This window comes from Sphingomonas sp. QA11 (assembly GCF_028473665.1).
GTDB classification, from domain to species: Bacteria; Pseudomonadota; Alphaproteobacteria; order Sphingomonadales; family Sphingomonadaceae; genus Sphingomonas; species Sphingomonas phytovorans.
This window is the reverse complement of sequence record NZ_CP098774.1, coordinates 720,426-737,000: the sequence shown is the minus strand read 5'-3', so window position 1 is coordinate 737,000 and position 16,575 is coordinate 720,426. Positions and strand designations below refer to the sequence as shown.

Sequence of the window (16,575 nt, the reverse complement as noted above, 5' to 3'; positions counted from 1 at the left end):
ACCGGCAATCGGCCGCCGCGGCATATAGGCCAAGACCGCCGGAAACAACCGGCTGGCCGGAAACATAGTGTTTAGGAATCAAGAATTTATGGCCACTTCGGCATCTCCAACCCGCGATGATTTCGCGGCACTCCTCGAAGCCACGCTCGGCGACGCAGACGGCTTTGAAGGCCGGGTCGTCAAGGGCACCGTCACCGCGATCGAAAATGATCTCGCGGTCATTGACGTGGGCCTCAAGTCGGAAGGCCGCGTGCCGCTCCGTGAATTCGCCATGCCCGGCCAGAAGGCCGATCTGAAGGTCGGCGACGAAGTCGAAGTCTATGTCGACCGAGTCGAGAATGTGCACGGCGAAGCGATGCTGTCGCGCGATCGCGCCCGCCGCGAAGCCGCCTGGGACAAGCTCGAGACCGAATTCGCCAAGACCGCACGAGTCGAGGGTGTCATCTTCGGCCGCGTGAAGGGCGGCTTCACCGTCGACCTGAACGGCGCCGTGGCGTTCCTGCCCGGCTCGCAGGTCGATATCCGCCCGGTCCGCGACGTGACCCCGCTGATGGACATCCCGCAGCCGTTCCAGATCCTGAAGATGGATCGCAAGCGCGGCAACATCGTCGTCTCGCGCCGCGCCATCCTGGAAGAGACCCGCGCCGAGCAGCGTTCGGGCCTGATCCTGTCGCTGGCCGAGGGCCAGGTAATCGACGGCGTCGTGAAGAACATCACCGATTACGGTGCGTTCGTCGACCTCGGCGGCATCGACGGTCTGCTGCACGTCACCGACCTGAGCTACAAGCGCGTCGGCCATCCGAGCGAAGTGCTGAACATCGGCGACACCGTCCGAGTCCAGATCATCCGCATCAACAAGGACACGCAGCGCATCTCGCTCGGCATGAAGCAGCTCGAGAGCGATCCGTGGGAGGGCGCAGCGGCCAAGTATCCGATCGGCGCCAAGCTGTCGGGCCGCGTAACCAACATCACCGAATATGGTGCGTTCGTCGAGTTGGAGCCGGGCATCGAGGGCCTCGTCCACGTCTCCGAGATGAGCTGGACCAAGAAGAACGTGCATCCGGGCAAGATCGTCTCGACCTCGCAGGAAGTCGATGTCGTCGTGCTTGAGGTCGATCCCGACAAGCGCCGCATCAGCCTTGGTCTCAAGCAGGCCCAGTCGAACCCGTGGGAGGCCTTCGCCGAAGCGCATCCAATCGGCTCGACCGTCGAGGGTGAAGTCAAGAACGCCACCGAGTTCGGCCTGTTCATTGGTCTCGACAACGACGTCGACGGCATGGTCCACATGTCCGACATCGCCTGGGGCGTTTCGGGCGAGGACGCACTCAACCTGCACCGCAAGGGCGAGATGGTTCAGGCCATCGTGCTCGACATCGATGCCGAAAAGGAGCGTATCTCGCTCGGCATGAAGCAGCTTGAGCGTGGCGCCCCGGCAGCCGGCGGCGCGGTCACATCGAGCGGCGGCGGTTCGAGCCTCAACAAGAACGCGATCGTCACGGTCACCGTTCTCGAAGTCCGCGACGCGGGCCTCGAGGTCCAGGTCGGCGACGATGGCGCGACCGGCTTCATCAAGCGCACCGATCTCGGCCGCGACCGCGACGAGCAGCGTCCGGAGCGTTTCCAGGTCGCCCAGAAGTTCGACGCGATGGTCACCGGTTTCGACCGTTCCAAGAAGCCGACCTTCTCGATCAAGGCGATGCAGATCTCCGAAGAGAAGCAGGCAGTTGCGCAGTATGGCTCGTCCGACTCGGGCGCGTCGCTGGGCGACATCCTCGGTGAGGCGCTCAAGGCGCGCAGCAGCGAGACCAAGAAGTAAGAACCATTCCGGGCGGGCGGCATCGTCCCGCCTGCCCGGAAATGGCGCTTTTTTTGCAAATTTGAGTCGATTCGATCCTATTCGGCGGTTTACGCTTGATATAGGCAAGGATCGGGCGGTCATTTGTTCCGAACCGGACAGAAGCCGGGAATGATCGTCAGTGGGGGAGATCGGGCACCGATGGTCGCCCGGTGGTTTCGGTTTTAAGGAGTCGCTGACGCCATGATCCGTTCCGAACTTGTCGAGATGCTTGCCGCCGACAATCCCGATCTGGCCATGCGCGACGTCGAGGCGATCGTGACTACCTTCTTCGACGAAATTTCGAAGCGCCTCGCAACGGGCGGCCGCGTCGAACTCCGTGGATTCGGCGCCTTCTCCACCCGGGCTCGCGATGCCCGTATCGGCCGCAACCCGCGCACCGGCGAAGTGGTCGAGGTCGACGCCAAGCGCGTCCCTTATTTCAAGCCAGGCAAGGAAATGCGCGTTCGATTGAACGTGTGACGGCCGCCGCGGGTTGACACCCGCCCTTCCCTGCGCTTCGTCGCAAGCCATGCGGGCGTGGCGAAATTGGTAGACGCACCGGACTTAAAGACTTGAGTGCTCGCGGGGAAACCCGCGATGTAGAACTGCTCAAATTCGGGGAACCCTGTAAGATGGCAATCCCGAGCCAAGCCCGACGGGACAGGTGCCCGGCGGGAAGGTGTAGAGACTAGACGGGCAGCACCTACCCTCCGCCAGGCGGAGCACGGTGAAGGGATAGTCCAGACCACAAACGCCCGAGCGGGCGGCGGCGAAAGCCGTAGCTGGTAAGAAAATCCGTAGGGCCGCAAGGCCTGTGGGGGTTCGAGTCCCCCCGCCCGCACCATATACCATTGTTCCCTCCCACCAGCCTCCTCCGGGGGCAGACAGGCATCGCGCCTGGATCCGTTCGTGGCGAGCAAGGGCGACGTCCCAGCATCGATCGGCGGGCGCCTTCCTGATGCACGGGGCGTTTCACCCCTAGGTAGAGAGGTGACGACCAGGCATCTTCCGCCGTGCGCGACCTCTGTTGTTCACCTGATCCCCCGACTCATCACTTCTCAACGATTTGGGTGGAGATGTGCTGCCGGTTAGGATTCTTCATGAGTATTGCCCGACTCCGGAGCTTCATCATTCGCCACAGGTTCACGATCCGGGATTTGTCGCTGATATTGGTCGGTACGCTCGTCGCGCTCTATTTGGCCTATGCGATCGACATCTTCGACAACGAACCCGGTATCGGTGTCCGTCAGGCGCAGATAGAACTCGATGAGGCTCTGCTCATCGGCGCCCTGCTCGGTGTCACCCTGCTCCTCTACAGCATCCGCCAATATCTGATTCAGAAGCGGGAAATGGCCAGGCGCATCGCAGCGGAACATCACGCCCGCGAACTCGCCTATCAGGACGGGCTGACCGGCCTGCCGAACCGGCGGCAATATGACGATGCTCTTCGCGCCGCGCTTGCCGCGCCGCCGCGCGCGGGTGCCTCGCATGGCGTGTTCCTGCTTGATCTCAACGGTTTCAAGCAGGTCAACGACCTCCATGGCCACGGTGTCGGCGATGAGGTGCTGGTCGTCGTCGCCCATCGCTTGAGCGCCGCGATGCGCGAAGGCGACATGGTCGCGCGTTTTGGCGGTGATGAATTCGCCATCCTCGCACCGCATCTCGCTGGCCCTGAAGCCGCCACCAATATCGCCTTGCGCGTCATGGATGCGCTGGACCTGCCGATCGAAGCCAGCAGGGCGATCCATCGCGTCGGTGCGGGCATCGGCATTGCCCTCGTCCCGGGCGACGCCGCAACCGTCGACGAGGCCATGCGCAAGGCGGACGTGGCGCTGTACCGCGCCAAGGCCGAACGACGCTCCGCAATGCGTTTCTTCGAGGCGGACATGGACTTGCGTGTCCGGGAGCGTGCGGCGATGGAAACCGCGCTTCGCGCCGCCATCGATGCCGGCCGAATCGAGGCGATGTACCAGCCGACCGTCAACCTGCAGACCCACGAGATCATCGGGTTCGAGGTGACCCCGCGCTGGATCGACCCCGAGCAGGGCGAGATCGCCATCGAGCGTTTCATCGCCATTGCCGAAGAGGTAGGACTGATTCATGTGCTGGCGGAGCGGATTCTGCGCCAGGCCTGCGACGCAGCGCACCACTGGCCGCCGCATGTAACCGTTTCGGTCGATTTCTATCCGAGCCAGCTCAAGGACCGGCTGGTCGCGGCCCGCATGGTGCGCATTCTCGCTGAAGCTGGCCTTTCCCCTACGCGGCTCGAGATCGAGATCACGGAAAGCGCGCTGGTCGCCGACATGGAGAATGCACGGCTTGTACTCGGCGCGCTCCGTGCCGCCGGCGTGCGCATCGCCCTCGACAATTTCGGGACCGGCTATTCAAGCCTTTACCACCTGCGCAATTTGAAACTCAACAAGGTCAAGATCGATCGGAGCTTCATCCATGCCATGGTCGGCGAGCATGAAAGCAGGAGCATCGTCAAAGCCCTGGTCGGTCTCGGGCACGGCCTTGGCCTCACTATCGCCGCGGACGGCATCGATGCCGCCGACCAGGAAGCTTCCCTGATCGGCACGGGATGCGAAGAAGGCCAGGGCCGGTTGTTCAGCACTCCCGTCACCGCGGACGAAGCACGGGCGTTGTTCACAGCGTCACCACATCATCAGGCAGGCTGACCCGGGTCTAATAGCGTCCACCCCATGGTGAGCCGAGGCATGCGGAATCGATTGTCACCCGCGCGCCTGGGCATCGGCATGATCGCCGGGCCAGGAGGCCTGCTCGAGGCGTTTCCATATCCGGTGCATCGTCGCGCGCGGGCTGCCCAGCCCGGCGCGATCGGTGGTCGCGCGCCAGTTGTCGGCACGGTCGAGCAATTGCGCCACCCGAGGCCCGGGCGTCAGCTCAGCGCTCCAGCTTTCAATCGACGCGGCATTCGTCAGGGCCAGTGAGACAGTGGCCACGGCGATAACGATCGTCGTCCAGCGCAGCCCGTGCTCCTGCGAGACCGGGCCGGGCAGATCGACGGGGAATTCCTGGGCAGCAGGCATGTCTTCTTCCTAGAAGCGATAATAAATGAACGGGGCTACGCCTTCGAAGCGCATGGCATCGACGACGAGGATCAGTGTGGCCAGCCCGACCCCGACAAGCGGCGCTGGGAAGGCCCGGATGCGCATGGCAATGCCGCCCATCCACCGCGTCGGCGTGGCATGGATCGCAAGGCCGAGACCCACCAGCAGCACGATCAGCGGCGACGCAGTGAAACCGGAGGGGCCGCCCAAAGGATTCAGGATGCCGCCGAGATAGGCCATGGCGTCGGCGAAGCTCGCCGCGCGGAAAAATATCCAGCCGAGCACGACCACGTGGAAGGTGACGAGCAACCTCGCCCAAATCGGCAGCGGCGGCCAGTGCTTCGGCGCGTGATCCGTCCAGAAGCGTTCCACCGCCAGCGCGCCGCCGTGCAGACCGCCCCAGATGATGAAAGTCCAGCTCGCACCATGCCACAGGCCGCCGAGCAGCATCGTCACCATCAGGTTGCGATAGGTGGCGACCTTTCCTGCCCGGCTGCCGCCCAGCGCCTCGATATAGAGATAGTCACGCAGCCATTGCGACAGGGTGATATGCCAGCGCCGCCAGAATTCCTGCAACGAGGTCGCGCGGTAAGGCTGGTCGAAATTGCGCGGGAAGCGATAGCCGAGCAACGCGGCCAGCCCGATGGCCATGTCGGTATAAGCAGAGAAGTCGCAATAGATTTGCACCGCATAGCCATAGGCTGCGAAGACAAGGTCGAGCGCAGAATGTGACGCGGGATCGGCGAACACCGGATCGACGAAACCGACCGCCAGCTCCGAGGCGATCACTGTCTTCTTGAACAATCCCCAGACAATGAGCAGCAGCGCCATCGATACCATCGACCGGTCGAGCTTCGGGCGCGACTGGAATTGCGGCACGAGATCCGCCGCGCGAACGATCGGTCCCGCGACGAGGTGCGGGAAGAACGACATCAGCAGCAGGATGTCCAGGAGCGCTGCCGGCTGAACCCGCCGGCGATAGATATCGACGACATAGCTGATGCCCTGGAAGGTGAAGAAGGAGATGCCGATCGGCAGGATCACCCGCAGCATCGGCAGGTCGCGCTCGAAACCGATCGCAGCGAGCGTCGCGCCGACCTGTTCAGTGAAGAAGTCGAAATATTTGAAGAAGCCGAGGATGATCAGATTGGCAGCGACGCCGCAGAGCAGCAGGAGTTTGCGCCGGCCGGCGAAACGATCGCTCGCGAGCCCCGCCGCGACGGCCCAGTTCATCAGCGCAGAGAAGATCAGCAGCGGTACGAACCGCCAGTCCCAGGCGCCATAGAACACCCAGCTCGCGACGAGCAGGAGGAGCTTGCGCCACTCGTTGGAGCGCACCGACCAGACCATGGCGAAGACGACGAGAAAGAAAACGCCGAAGGTGAGCGTGGGAAACAGCATGATTATTCCGCGGTCGCGGCTCCCCTGTCGAGGTCAGCCTGGAGCCGCCGCGCGACCTCCAGTCCGCCTGCATTGTTGAAATGGACATAGTCGCCCCGCATCAATGGGGTGACGCGCTGGACCCAGTTGCGGGCAGCGCAGGGGCCACCCATCCGCGATTGCCAATCCCACCAGGCCACGCCCATGTCGCCCGCCACCCGACGCTGGATCTCGCGCACCGCGGCCAGCGCTGGCGGCGCGAACAGCATGGACTGCCCACCCGCCCCGTCGCACCCGGTCAGGGCACCGGGCGCATTGGCGCGGAGCGCTGGCTGGCGGCTGAGCGAGTCCGGCGCACCCAGCAACAGCAACGGGACGTTACCCGACAGCAGGCGCAGCCGGGTGATCTGCGAGCGCAGGACTGCCTCGAATGCGACGGGATCGAAATGCGGCGCGAAACCCTCGTTCGTGCCGAAGGCAAGCACGATCAGGTCCGGTCGGTATGCCTTGAGTTCCTCAGCGACGACCGCATCGTCGGTCCGCGCAAAATGCGCGAGTTGCGACCCGACCACACCGAGATTGGACAGCGCGACGCCGCCATCATCGTGGAAAGTGGCCCAGGAAGTGATCGTCAGCGATCGGGAGGCGGCGATGATCTCGACCGACGCATGCAGCGTTGTCGACCGGATCGTCCGGCAGATCGACCGGGACGACGGAGCTGCGAAATCCAGGCGTCCCTGATCCTGCCCGTCGAACCGGACGCTTACCCCGCCAGCATCCGGCCCGCCAATCGCGCACAGCACGAACCGGTCGAAGCCCATGCCCGGTGCGGCATTCAGCGCCATGCTGGCCCCGCTCCGCATCGCCGCCATGCTGAAGCCCGAAAGGCCGAGCAGCGGTCGCGGCGCGGTGGCGCCCTTGCCGAAAGTCGCGCCAATCGCCCAGCCGGGCGACATCGAGGCAGTCATGCCCCGGGTGACGTAGCCATCATAGGGCCGGCCGGGCGGCAACACACCGCGCCCGCCACCGCCGAACCGTGCTTGCAGCAGATCGCGCCACGCACCGGTCATGGCATCGCCAGCGGTGTGGCTATCGCCGATCTGCAGGATGTGGACCGGCGGTGAGCCCCGCGCTTCGGCGGTTGCCGTGAGCCTGGCGAAATAGGGCGCCAGCGCTTCGGGGTTGCACAGCGCCCCGGCGCAGGTCGATGCAGCCGCCGGTGCCGGCAGCGCCGCGAGGATCAACAGCGCCGGCCTCATTTGCCGGCTTCCCTGCCCCCGCCGGTGGTCGGCGTGCCGGCCACGGCGCGCGCTGCATCGGCATAGCTGCGGATACGGCCAGCGAGATCCCGCGTGATCCAGATATAGCCGGTCATCGACATATGCACGCCATCGGCCGCGCGGATCAGCGTCCGCTTTCCGGACTTCGGATCATTGAGATAGGTCGCGAAATTGCCCTGCGCGTCGGAAGCGACCGGGCGCGTATCGATGAACGGCACGCCGAGCTTCGCCATCCGCGTCGCGTAGAAATCATTGATCGCCATGACGTCGACGTCGAGCGCCTCCTTGCCGATGCGCGGCAGCCCAACCCAATAGACCATCGCATGATGACGCCGCATCAGCGCGACATAACGATCGAGCCGTCCACCGACCTCCTGCTGCCAGAGCGGCCCCATGAACTTGGCATATTTGCCCTCGGGCGTGATGATCCCCTGCGCATCGTTCGCGCCGAACGAGATGATTGCGATGTCGAGCGGCGCGTCTCCAAGTTGTTCGGTCGCGTGAGTCTCCAAGTTCAGGCTCTTGTAGCGGGTGAAGCCGGTGGCCGGCTGACTGAACTTGACCACTTCGAACCCGGCCTTGCCCGGCAATTGCTGTGCGAGCCCCCACCACACGCCATCACCGAAGCTGTCGCCGAAGACGCCGATCCTGATCCGGTTGCCCGCCGCGACCGTCTTCACAAGCTGCTGGAATGGCATCGCATATTGCCGCACCAGGGCGTCCTCCGCCTGAGTCGGAGATGTTGCCGGGCGATATGGAGCCGGCCGGGCCGGGGGAACCGCTGCCGCGGAGGCTTCGCTACCGGCCTGGAACGCCCAGCCGATCGCAGCCCCTACCGCCGTGCCCAGCAGGAGTACCGCCGTCCGGTCAAGCAGCATGCGCAGCAAAGGGCGGGTCGTCGGAGACCGCAGTTCCGGATAGTGCGCAGCAGCCTGCGGCACTTGCGCTGTACCATGCGACACGGTGATCATACTTTCGATGAGGCCATATGTTCTATTGAACACCGCACTCATGCGCTCACTCACCAGCCCTTGTCTACAAAATATCGGGTATTTGCAATTTTTTACGGTGTCCCGGCAACTTTGTGCGCAGATACCATAAATACGTACAGACAATATTATTTGAATTCTTCAAATTTTACTTCAACTATACTAAACACGACACCAAGCCTGGCAGATTCTGGAATAATCATTCCGACGCGCCTGGACAATTTCAATGGATAGAATAGATACGAATTTCAATGCGATCATCATCCGCAATAGCCTCGACAAAAAAAGTGGGCTTCATCGTGAAGCCTCACAGTGTCGAGCACGAAATCAATACGAATTCGCTGATCGAATCCGGCTGATTCGACTATTGTCCACGCCCGTTTCGAACTCGAACGACGGCAGGTGGAAGGACGGCATACAAGGCGATAGGAACCGGGGTGATTTTCCCATCGCCTCCCCGGAATCGCCCCGACCGGACGGGGTCCCGGCCGAGGCCGAGGCGCTTGTTAAGCCTGCTGGCGGGCGGCTGCGATTCGCCCTGACGTGTCCCGCGCGCGGACTCGTGCGACGATCGGACGAAGAGGTGAAGACGCTCGATCCGCGGAAAATCTCCGACCTCACCTCGCTGCGCGTCGCCCAAGACCAGTTCGAAGGCTATTATTATGATGAGTCGGTCGCTGGTGGCGCCTGACGTGCGAGGATGGCAGGATAACGCGATGAACATCCACCCAAGCCGCTTGCTGTACCGGGATCCTCGATGAGAACAGGCCACCTTCTCCTCATCGCGCTTCTGCTTGCGGGGTGCGGTCGGCGATCGGATGCCGGTCCGGTCGTGGCCAGCGCGATCGGCGGCGTCCCCGCACTGGCCGATTCATCCCTGGGGTCGCTCGGCACATCGTCCCGCCTGCTGGTGGACTCGACCGCGCAGGGCCTGGTCCGTTTCGACGCCTCGGGACAGATCGAGCCGGGCATCGCCGAGCGCTGGATCGTGATCGACGACGGTATGAGCTACATCTTCCGCTTGCGCGATGCCGAATGGAGCGATGGCCGCCCGGTCGCTGCCGAAGAAGTGGTGGCGATCCTCCGCCGCCAGATCGCGGCACAATCGCGCAATCCCCTGCTCCCGTTCCTCAGCGCGATCGACGAGATCGTCGAGATGACACCCCAGGTGATCGAAGTGCGGCTGAAGCGTCCCCGCCCCGATCTCCTCAAGCTGTTCGCGCAACCCGAGATGGCGCTGTTCCGGGCGCGACCGCCCGGCGGAACCGGTCCGTTCCGTATTGTCGCCACCTATCGGGACGGGGTGATGCTGCGCCCGGCGTTCGACCCTTTGCGCTCGCCCGACGACGATGCCGCCGAGCCGGGGCCCGAACAGAATGTCCGCCTGATCGGCGAGCGCGCCTCGCGCGCCATCGCACGTTTCGCCGCGCGGGATTCGGATCTGGTAACCGGCGGGACTTTCGCTGACTGGCCCCTGCTCGCCGCCGCGGAGATCGCGCCCGCCAATCAGAAAGTCGACCCTGCGGCAGGATTGTTCGGCCTCGCGATCGTCAACCGCGAGGGCTTCCTTGCCGATGCAGACAACCGTGCGGTGGTGGCCCGATCGGTCGACCGCCAGGCGATCATCAGCGCCTTTCTACCCTCTTGGAACGTGACGATCCAACTCCTGCCTGACCGGCTCGACTCCGCATCGGGACCCGCCACCCCGGCGTGGGCCGATCCGCCGGCTCCCGACGACATGCCGGCCCTCGATCGAATCAGGGCCTGGCGGACGGCGCATGGCGGAACTCTGACGCTTCGCATCGCGCTGCCACACGGCCCGGGGGCGACCATCGTCTATGGCATCGTCGCGGCCGGGCTGAACAGGATCGGCATCGAAACGAAACGGGTGCCAATCGATACCGATGCGGATCTTCGGCTGATCGACGCCGTCGCCCCCTATGACAGTGCACGCTGGTATCTTGCCACGGCGTGCCAGCCCTGCGGTCCGGAGGCACAGGCCGCGATCGAGACAGCCCGCGATGCGCCCACGCTTGAACTCCGCGCCGCGCATATCGCGGAAGCCGATACCGCGCTGGCCGCCGATATCGCCTATATTCCGATCGCGCGCCCGCTGCGCTGGTCGCTTGTCGCCCTCCGGCTGGGACAATGGCAGGGGAACTCCCGGGCGTGGCACCCGTTGAATCACCTGCGTAACGACACCAAATGAGGTGACATGGCCAACCGCGCGACCAGAATAAGTCCCGATTCCCTAGGCAAGATCGCAGGCGACCTGACCGGTCGCGATGCCGCGTCAGTGCGCAAGCGAGTCGTGGCGATGGAGCATCTGCTCGAAGGGCTGTTCGTCATTCCCGGCATCAACCGCAGGGTCGGGCTGGACGTGATCCTGGACATCATCCCGATCGGCGGCGGAGTCATCGCCGCGCTGATGGGGAGTTGGATGGCGTGGGAAGCGCGCAATCTCGGCATGTCCAAGACTCAGATCGCACGGATGGCGGGCAATATCGGCGTGGATTTCCTGCTCGGCCTGATCCCATGGGTCGGCGCGGTACCGGATTTTTTCTTCCGGTCCAACACCCGCAACCTGCGCATCATCAAGCGCCATCTCGACAAACACCACCCGTCGTCGGCAGTGATCGATCAATAGCGATCCGTTGGAGCGCTGCGCATTTATCCCCGTCCGTTCGCCCTGAATAGCCATCGCGCCTGTCGAGATGGCGTATCTACGGGCAAGCGTTTCACGAGCTACCCGTGCTTCGATACAGGCTCTCGATATGGCTTTGCCTACTCGATCCCTACTCGGCACGAACGGAACAATGGACGCCGATTGCGAGCACATTACTCGCAGGCGAGTCCGAAACCGCGCGTCAGCGTGGTCCGCGCCAGATCTTGAGCGCTGCATTTGTCGGCAAGCCGCCGCTCCCCGCCTTGCACCGCTCATAGGCAAAGCTCTTGTCGAGGCAGATCCACAATTCGTCGAGCCAGCCCTGACGGTTGGCGGTCACGCGGATCGCCGCCGCCGGCAAACCGGGATTGGCAGTGGCCATTGCCTCGGCAAAGCCGCCGGCCGTCAACGCCGGGCGCCTGGAGAGCGCGTCCATGTCCGGATAGCGCAGCTTCGCATAGAGCCCGGTCGAGCGCGCGAAATAGGCGGCGGGCGTCGTGCGCATGCATGTGCCATGCTTTGCCCATTCGTGCTGCAGCAACTGCACGGAGGGCGTCGCGCAGAGATGCTGGCTGACCAGCTTGCGCGGCAGGAGCGCGGTCGACGTGCAATATTGCGGCCATTCCTTGCCCACGCCATCCGGCCAGAGCCCATGCAGCGTGAAGCCGAAACGATTGCCGCTGCCGCATTCCAGCCGTGCCGAGGGGCTGCGGGCGTTTTCATGACAATATTGCGGGGCCCAGGTGACGGCGAGCGTATAGCCGCCGATCGGCAGCACACGCTTCGGCTCGCTCCGCGACGGCAAATCCGGACGCGGACGCGCGAGATTGGCAGGAACCTCGCATTTATAGGCCTGAGCCCCGGCGGCGGCCGGCATGGCGGCGAGCAGAACCGTGACGATCGATAGGGGCTTCATGCGCCAGCTCCCGTTTTTGCACCGAACCAGGGCCTGGCGTCGCCGCGAAACAACATCGCGACCGCATAAGCCTGGAGCACCGTCGAGAAAAGGCCCAGCAGGCCGCTCAGCCCAATCGAATAATGGCCGGTCGGAATCGCATAGAGCGTCCAGGCAAGGGCCAGCCCGACGAAGATGGCGAGAGCCCATTTGGCGATGGCGCTGCCCTGCCGGGCGACGAGGAACCACAGCAATAATGCGAGGCTGAATCCCGCCACCGTCGTCAACGGCAGGGTAAGGTCACCAAACATCTGGTGGTGCAACAACGCCCGTTCCTGCTGGTCGGACCAGGACAGGATCGTATTGACGGCATCGACGCCGATCGCGGCGAGATAGAAACGTTCGAACTGGATGATGGAAGTCGGCCTGATCATCGATTCTTTCCCCCGGTTGATTCCATGATGTCGGCCTGGTGACCGACGCTCGCTTCAGGCGTTGCCCTCCAGCTTCTCGCCGAACCACACCCGGGTATCCAGTCGGAAGAGGAACCAGATCGCGACCAACCGCAGCGCCAGCCGCACCGGGCTTGGCGCGACCGCGCCGATATAGCGGCGATCGAGCATCACGATCGATTTCGCTCGTTCCACGACTCGCCCTCTCCCGACGGTATCGTCGCCAGCTTAGTCCTCTTTTGTTCTCACGCAACCGTCAGCGGGCAGCGGTGAAATCCAGGCCGATATCCGCAGCGGGCGCCGACTGGGTCAGCCGGCCGACACTGATATAGGTCACCCCGGTTTCAGCTATGGCGCGGATCGTCTCCAAGCGCACCTTACCCGATGCTTCAGCCGGCACGCGGCCGCCAATCAGCGTGACGGCGCCGCGCAACATCGGCGGGTCCATATTGTCGAGGAGCAGATGCGTGGCACCCGCGGCCAGCGCCGGCTCGATCTGGTCGACCGAATCGACCTCGACGATGATCCGCCCGATCCCCGCGACCTTCGCGCGGCGCACCGCCTCGCCGACGCCGCCGGCGACCGCGACATGGTTGTCCTTGATCATCGCGGCATCCCACAGGCCCATGCGGTGATTGGTCGCGCCACCCATGCGCGTCGCATATTTCTCCAGCACGCGCAGTCCGGGAATCGTCTTGCGGGTGTCGAGCAGGATCGCGCCGGTACCGAGGATCTTGTCGACATAGCTGCGAGTCAGCGTCGCGATGCCAGAGAGATGCTGCACCGTGTTGAGCGCCGAGCGCTCCGCGGTGAGCATCGCGCGCGCACTGCCCTCAAGTCGCACCAGATCAGTGCCGGCCGGAACCCTGTCACCGTCCTGTACCAGCCGCTCGATCCGTACCTCCGGGTCGAGCGCGCGGAAAAAGGCCTCCGCAATGGGCAGGCCGGCAACGACGATCGCATCCCGACTGTCCATCACGCCGGTGAAGCGCGCATCCGCCGGAATCACGGCGATCGAGGTAATATCCCCCGCGTCGCCCAGATCCTCCGCCAGCGTCGCCGCAACAAAGGCGTCGAGATCGAAGCCATCGATGAAGAAGGTGCGGTCTTCCCGCACATCGCACATTACATCCGAGCTCATGATTCGCCCTGCTCCCGATCAGCCCGGCGGGGTCTTGCATATTGTCGCGGCTCGGGACAGCCTGTCCGAGCCTGAATCCAGGAGCTCGACGAAGTCGCAAACGTTATTCCGAGGATGATTCACGGACTGCTCCGAACAAATATCGGCGCAATTATTTCATGCCCGACGCGGCGGAGGGGTTCGTGCTGCCGATGGCACTCAACAGCTTCCATTATCCCCACCCCGACCTCGCGATCGAGGATTTCCTGCCGGTGCCGAAACCGCAACTCGTGGCGGTCGCGGGCTGGCCCGAGGACTCCACCACGGATTCTGCGACAGCTAAGCCGGTATGCCATCCACGCAGGTGGCACGTCGCGTTGCTGGGCTACACGCCCGGTCAGATCTTCGACGCTTCAGGCAGCGCGGAGCTGGGCGACGAACCGCTCCGTAGCCTGTTGCAGGTCGCGTGCCGTGCCGGACAGGCTAGTGGCGGCGCCCGACACACGACCGGACAATTTCTCCGTATCGCCAGCGACCGCGACAACGCCGGCAATCCGCTCGGTCATCAGACCGGCCCCCGATGCGGTATCGCGCGCAGTCGCTTCGATCAGGCTGGCGGTCACGCGCTGGCGGTCGACCGCGACCCTGATCTCCTGCGCGGCCTCGGCCAGTTCCCCGACCGTCGACTCGATTTCCTGAAGCGCATCACAGGCGATGTCGGCCCCGCCCTTTACCGAACCGGCGAGTAGCCGGATCTCACCCGTCGCGCCCGAAGTCTGGCCGGCGAGTTGCTTCACTTCAGTAGCGACGACCGCGAAGCCAAGCCCGACATCGCCGGCGCGCGCAGCCTCGATCGTGGCATTGAGCGCAAGCAGATTGGTGCGCCCGGCAATGTCGCTGATCGATTCGGCGAAGCGCGATATCGCGGTGGTGCGCTCGGCGAGCGCCCCCACCGCGTTGTGGCCGGCGGTAGAGATGGCCCGCGCGTCTCCGCTCAGCTTCGCCTGCTGATCGACCGTTGCGGCGATGGCAAGGATCGATGTCGTCAACTCCTCGACCCCGGACGCGAGCGCCCGCGCAGTGGCCGACGACTGGGAGGCAACCTGCGCCGTGTCGTTGGTCTCGCGACTGGCGCGGCGGGCGAGCTCGTTGAGAGCCAGGGCTGAGCCTTCCAATTCCGCCGATGCCGTGCCGACGACGCCGACAATCTCGGCGACCGAGGCATGAAAGGCCTCGGCAAGCGCGAGCATTTCCTCGCGTCGCTGGTCCGCGGCTTCAGCCTCCAATATTTCTCGCCGGTGCCGCTCGTCTGCTTCGCGGGACTCCGCCGCTCGTGTAGCGACCATCGCAGCCTCGGTCTCGCGCCGTCCTTCGATCGCTTCGGCCGCGAGCCTCTCGCTCTCCTGCCGTGCCTCCGCCTGGCGGATCAGCAACCCGCGAAGCTGGATCGCGATATAGCTGAGCACGGCGCATTGCAGGATCACCGCCACCGCATGGATCACGACGCGGCCAAAATTGCCCGAGCCAGTGAAGACCCATTCGGGCGCAAGATATTGCAGAAACAGGTGATGGACGGCGATCAGGGCCGCCGCGAGCACGATCGGCCGCCAGTCGCAGAGCACGATCAGCGCGGCGAGCGCCACGAAGAAGTACATATGCCCGTCCATCTGCCACGGATGCCCGGCGAGCAGATAGACGCCAAGCGCCGGGTACAGTCCGGCCAAGCTGCCCATCAGCAGGCGCGCATTCCGATCGTAGCGATGGCGGAGCACCATGACGGTCGGCGCCGTATTGGCGGCGATCGCGACGAGGACGACGGCTCCGGTGCTCGCGGCACCTTGCGCCAGTCCGATCGAGAGCAGCGCAACCACGCATAGCCAGGCGGATACCACCAGGATCCTCAAGCCGCGCCGGCGCAGGCGGTCCAGGTCAACGACGCTCACGCCGTAGCCCCACAACCCGCGGCGGGGGCCGCCAGCATCAGGATATGATGACGGTAGAGCGTATTCACAAAGTCTCCGCGATGGCCATCGACCACGACCGATCCGGCAAAGGGGCCGCGGCCGACCAGCGATGCGCCACCGCCAACGGCGAAGGACAGAGCCTCAGCGGGATCGCCCCCGAGCGGGATCAGGATCATCCGCCCCGTTGCCGGCGGATAAAAGGCAAGCATCGCGAAAACCAGAAGGATTCCGGCTATTTGCATCAGCACGCAAGAGTGGGAAAACATGGGCGTCGCAGAGAACATTACCGCCGATTAGGTGCTAATAGTTAGAGAAATGCTAACCATTTGCGCATTCCCTTCCTCTCTCATCGAGGGGTCGAGACTGGCGCGGACGGGCTATTCCTCTCGAAGCAAATGCCCCTCGATCGCGACGGGAATCGCCTCGATCAGCACGAAGACGACACGACACGGCTCAGTGCCCGGGTTGCGCCAGAGATGGCTGGTGCCGCGCTGCACGACGATATCCCCGGTCTCGAGATGCTCCACTTCGCCGCCGTCGAGTTGAAGCTCGATCTCGCCATCGAGCACGATCGCATAATCGATCGACCAACTCCGGTGCATCCGCGATTTACGGCCCGGCAGGAAATCGACGACGCGGATCATCGAGCCGCCCTCATCCCCCGGCCCGCGGGTCCCGTCACTATCGTCATTGAGGTTGGCCGGCACCTCCGGTGTCGACCAGACCTGCGCCAGTGCCGCCTCCCCCGTGCCAGTGGTGACCGGCCGCAGCGTATCGATGCTGCGCAGGATCGACCAGCCGCCGCGATCATGCCCGGTCACGATCCGCCTGAACGGCGTGGTCGCAACCGGCGCGTCGGCGAAGTCCCGAGTCGCTTTTTTCTTGCGGAAGAACATGGCCCTACCTCCCCTTCCGCCTCGAC

The 16,575-nt window shown here is 64.2% G+C and carries 17 protein-coding genes; 6 read left to right on the top strand and 11 right to left on the bottom strand.

The genetic code is table 11. The annotated features are described in order from the left end of the window. Nucleotides 1-88: 88 nt before the first annotated feature. From rpsA to NDN01_RS03485, 3 genes are all read left to right on the top strand, one after another. Nucleotides 89-1,816 carry a 30S ribosomal protein S1 gene (gene rpsA, locus NDN01_RS03495; RefSeq protein WP_272625863.1) on the top strand — a complete coding sequence of 576 codons (1,728 nt, stop codon included), beginning with the start codon at nucleotides 89-91 and terminating at the stop codon, nucleotides 1,814-1,816. Nucleotides 1,817-2,038: 222 nt separating this feature from the next. Continuing rightward, complete coding sequence (locus NDN01_RS03490) at nucleotides 2,039-2,317, top strand: integration host factor subunit beta (RefSeq protein ID WP_272625862.1); 279 nt, start codon at nucleotides 2,039-2,041, stop codon at nucleotides 2,315-2,317. A 620-nt stretch (nucleotides 2,318-2,937) separates the two neighbouring features. Further along, on the top strand, nucleotides 2,938-4,515 hold the full coding sequence (locus NDN01_RS03485; RefSeq protein WP_272625860.1) for a putative bifunctional diguanylate cyclase/phosphodiesterase: 1,578 nt from the start codon (nucleotides 2,938-2,940) through the stop codon (nucleotides 4,513-4,515). 54 nt (nucleotides 4,516-4,569) lie between these two features. On the opposite strand, the gene NDN01_RS03480 is transcribed toward NDN01_RS03485, so the two are convergent. Genes NDN01_RS03480 through NDN01_RS03465 form a run of 4 tightly spaced genes read right to left on the bottom strand, consistent with a single transcriptional unit; the run spans nucleotide 4,570 to nucleotide 8,530 of the window. Continuing rightward, nucleotides 4,570-4,887 carry a hypothetical protein gene (locus NDN01_RS03480; protein WP_272625858.1) on the bottom strand — a complete coding sequence of 106 codons (318 nt, stop codon included), beginning with the start codon at nucleotides 4,885-4,887 and terminating at the stop codon, nucleotides 4,570-4,572. A gap of 9 nt (nucleotides 4,888-4,896) precedes the next feature. Then, the gene (locus tag NDN01_RS03475; protein WP_272625856.1) at nucleotides 4,897-6,309 is read right to left on the bottom strand and encodes an MBOAT family O-acyltransferase; all 1,413 of its coding nucleotides are present in this window, start codon (nucleotides 6,307-6,309) and stop codon (nucleotides 4,897-4,899) included. 2 nt (nucleotides 6,310-6,311) lie between these two features. After that, the gene (locus tag NDN01_RS03470) at nucleotides 6,312-7,547 is read right to left on the bottom strand and encodes a GDSL-type esterase/lipase family protein (RefSeq protein ID WP_272625855.1); all 1,236 of its coding nucleotides are present in this window, start codon (nucleotides 7,545-7,547) and stop codon (nucleotides 6,312-6,314) included. Continuing rightward, on the bottom strand, nucleotides 7,544-8,530 hold the full coding sequence (locus tag NDN01_RS03465; RefSeq protein WP_272625854.1) for an SGNH/GDSL hydrolase family protein: 987 nt from the start codon (nucleotides 8,528-8,530) through the stop codon (nucleotides 7,544-7,546). Before NDN01_RS03465 ends, NDN01_RS03470 begins: the two co-directional genes overlap by 4 nt. A 253-nt stretch (nucleotides 8,531-8,783) precedes the next feature. Here NDN01_RS03465 and NDN01_RS03460 point away from each other — a divergent pair, with 253 nt between their 5' ends. From NDN01_RS03460 to NDN01_RS03450, 3 genes are all read left to right on the top strand, one after another. Further along, nucleotides 8,784-9,248, top strand: coding sequence for a hypothetical protein (locus tag NDN01_RS03460; RefSeq protein ID WP_272625853.1), 465 nt, complete (start codon nucleotides 8,784-8,786; stop codon nucleotides 9,246-9,248). 66 nt (nucleotides 9,249-9,314) lie between these two features. Next, nucleotides 9,315-10,766 carry an ABC transporter substrate-binding protein gene (locus NDN01_RS03455; RefSeq protein ID WP_272625852.1) on the top strand — a complete coding sequence of 484 codons (1,452 nt, stop codon included), beginning with the start codon at nucleotides 9,315-9,317 and terminating at the stop codon, nucleotides 10,764-10,766. 6 nt (nucleotides 10,767-10,772) lie between these two features. Continuing rightward, complete coding sequence (locus NDN01_RS03450) at nucleotides 10,773-11,204, top strand: DUF4112 domain-containing protein (protein WP_272625851.1); 432 nt, start codon at nucleotides 10,773-10,775, stop codon at nucleotides 11,202-11,204. A gap of 220 nt (nucleotides 11,205-11,424) precedes the next feature. On the opposite strand, the gene NDN01_RS03445 is transcribed toward NDN01_RS03450, so the two are convergent. The 7 genes from NDN01_RS03445 to NDN01_RS03415 form a co-directional block, all read right to left on the bottom strand. Beyond that, nucleotides 11,425-12,138, bottom strand: a complete 714-nt coding sequence (locus tag NDN01_RS03445; RefSeq protein ID WP_272625850.1) for a ribonuclease T2 family protein — start codon at nucleotides 12,136-12,138, stop codon at nucleotides 11,425-11,427. Further along, nucleotides 12,135-12,551, bottom strand: a complete 417-nt coding sequence (locus NDN01_RS03440; protein WP_272625849.1) for a hypothetical protein — start codon at nucleotides 12,549-12,551, stop codon at nucleotides 12,135-12,137. The genes NDN01_RS03445 and NDN01_RS03440 overlap by 4 nt, the downstream gene beginning before the upstream one ends. Before the next feature lie 54 nt (nucleotides 12,552-12,605). Further along, the gene (locus NDN01_RS03435; RefSeq protein WP_272625848.1) at nucleotides 12,606-12,764 is read right to left on the bottom strand and encodes a hypothetical protein; all 159 of its coding nucleotides are present in this window, start codon (nucleotides 12,762-12,764) and stop codon (nucleotides 12,606-12,608) included. 61 nt (nucleotides 12,765-12,825) lie between these two features. Beyond that, nucleotides 12,826-13,710, bottom strand: a complete 885-nt coding sequence (nadC, locus tag NDN01_RS03430; protein ID WP_272625847.1) for a carboxylating nicotinate-nucleotide diphosphorylase — start codon at nucleotides 13,708-13,710, stop codon at nucleotides 12,826-12,828. Nucleotides 13,711-14,102: 392 nt separating this feature from the next. Next, the gene (locus NDN01_RS03425) at nucleotides 14,103-15,632 is read right to left on the bottom strand and encodes a methyl-accepting chemotaxis protein (RefSeq protein WP_272625846.1); all 1,530 of its coding nucleotides are present in this window, start codon (nucleotides 15,630-15,632) and stop codon (nucleotides 14,103-14,105) included. Next, on the bottom strand, nucleotides 15,629-15,895 hold the full coding sequence (locus NDN01_RS03420; RefSeq protein ID WP_272625845.1) for a hypothetical protein: 267 nt from the start codon (nucleotides 15,893-15,895) through the stop codon (nucleotides 15,629-15,631). Before NDN01_RS03420 ends, NDN01_RS03425 begins: the two co-directional genes overlap by 4 nt. A gap of 135 nt (nucleotides 15,896-16,030) precedes the next feature. Further along, nucleotides 16,031-16,549 (bottom strand): cupin domain-containing protein, encoded by a 519-nt coding sequence (locus NDN01_RS03415; protein ID WP_272625844.1) that lies wholly within the window; start codon nucleotides 16,547-16,549, stop codon nucleotides 16,031-16,033. Nucleotides 16,550-16,575 lie beyond the last annotated feature (26 nt).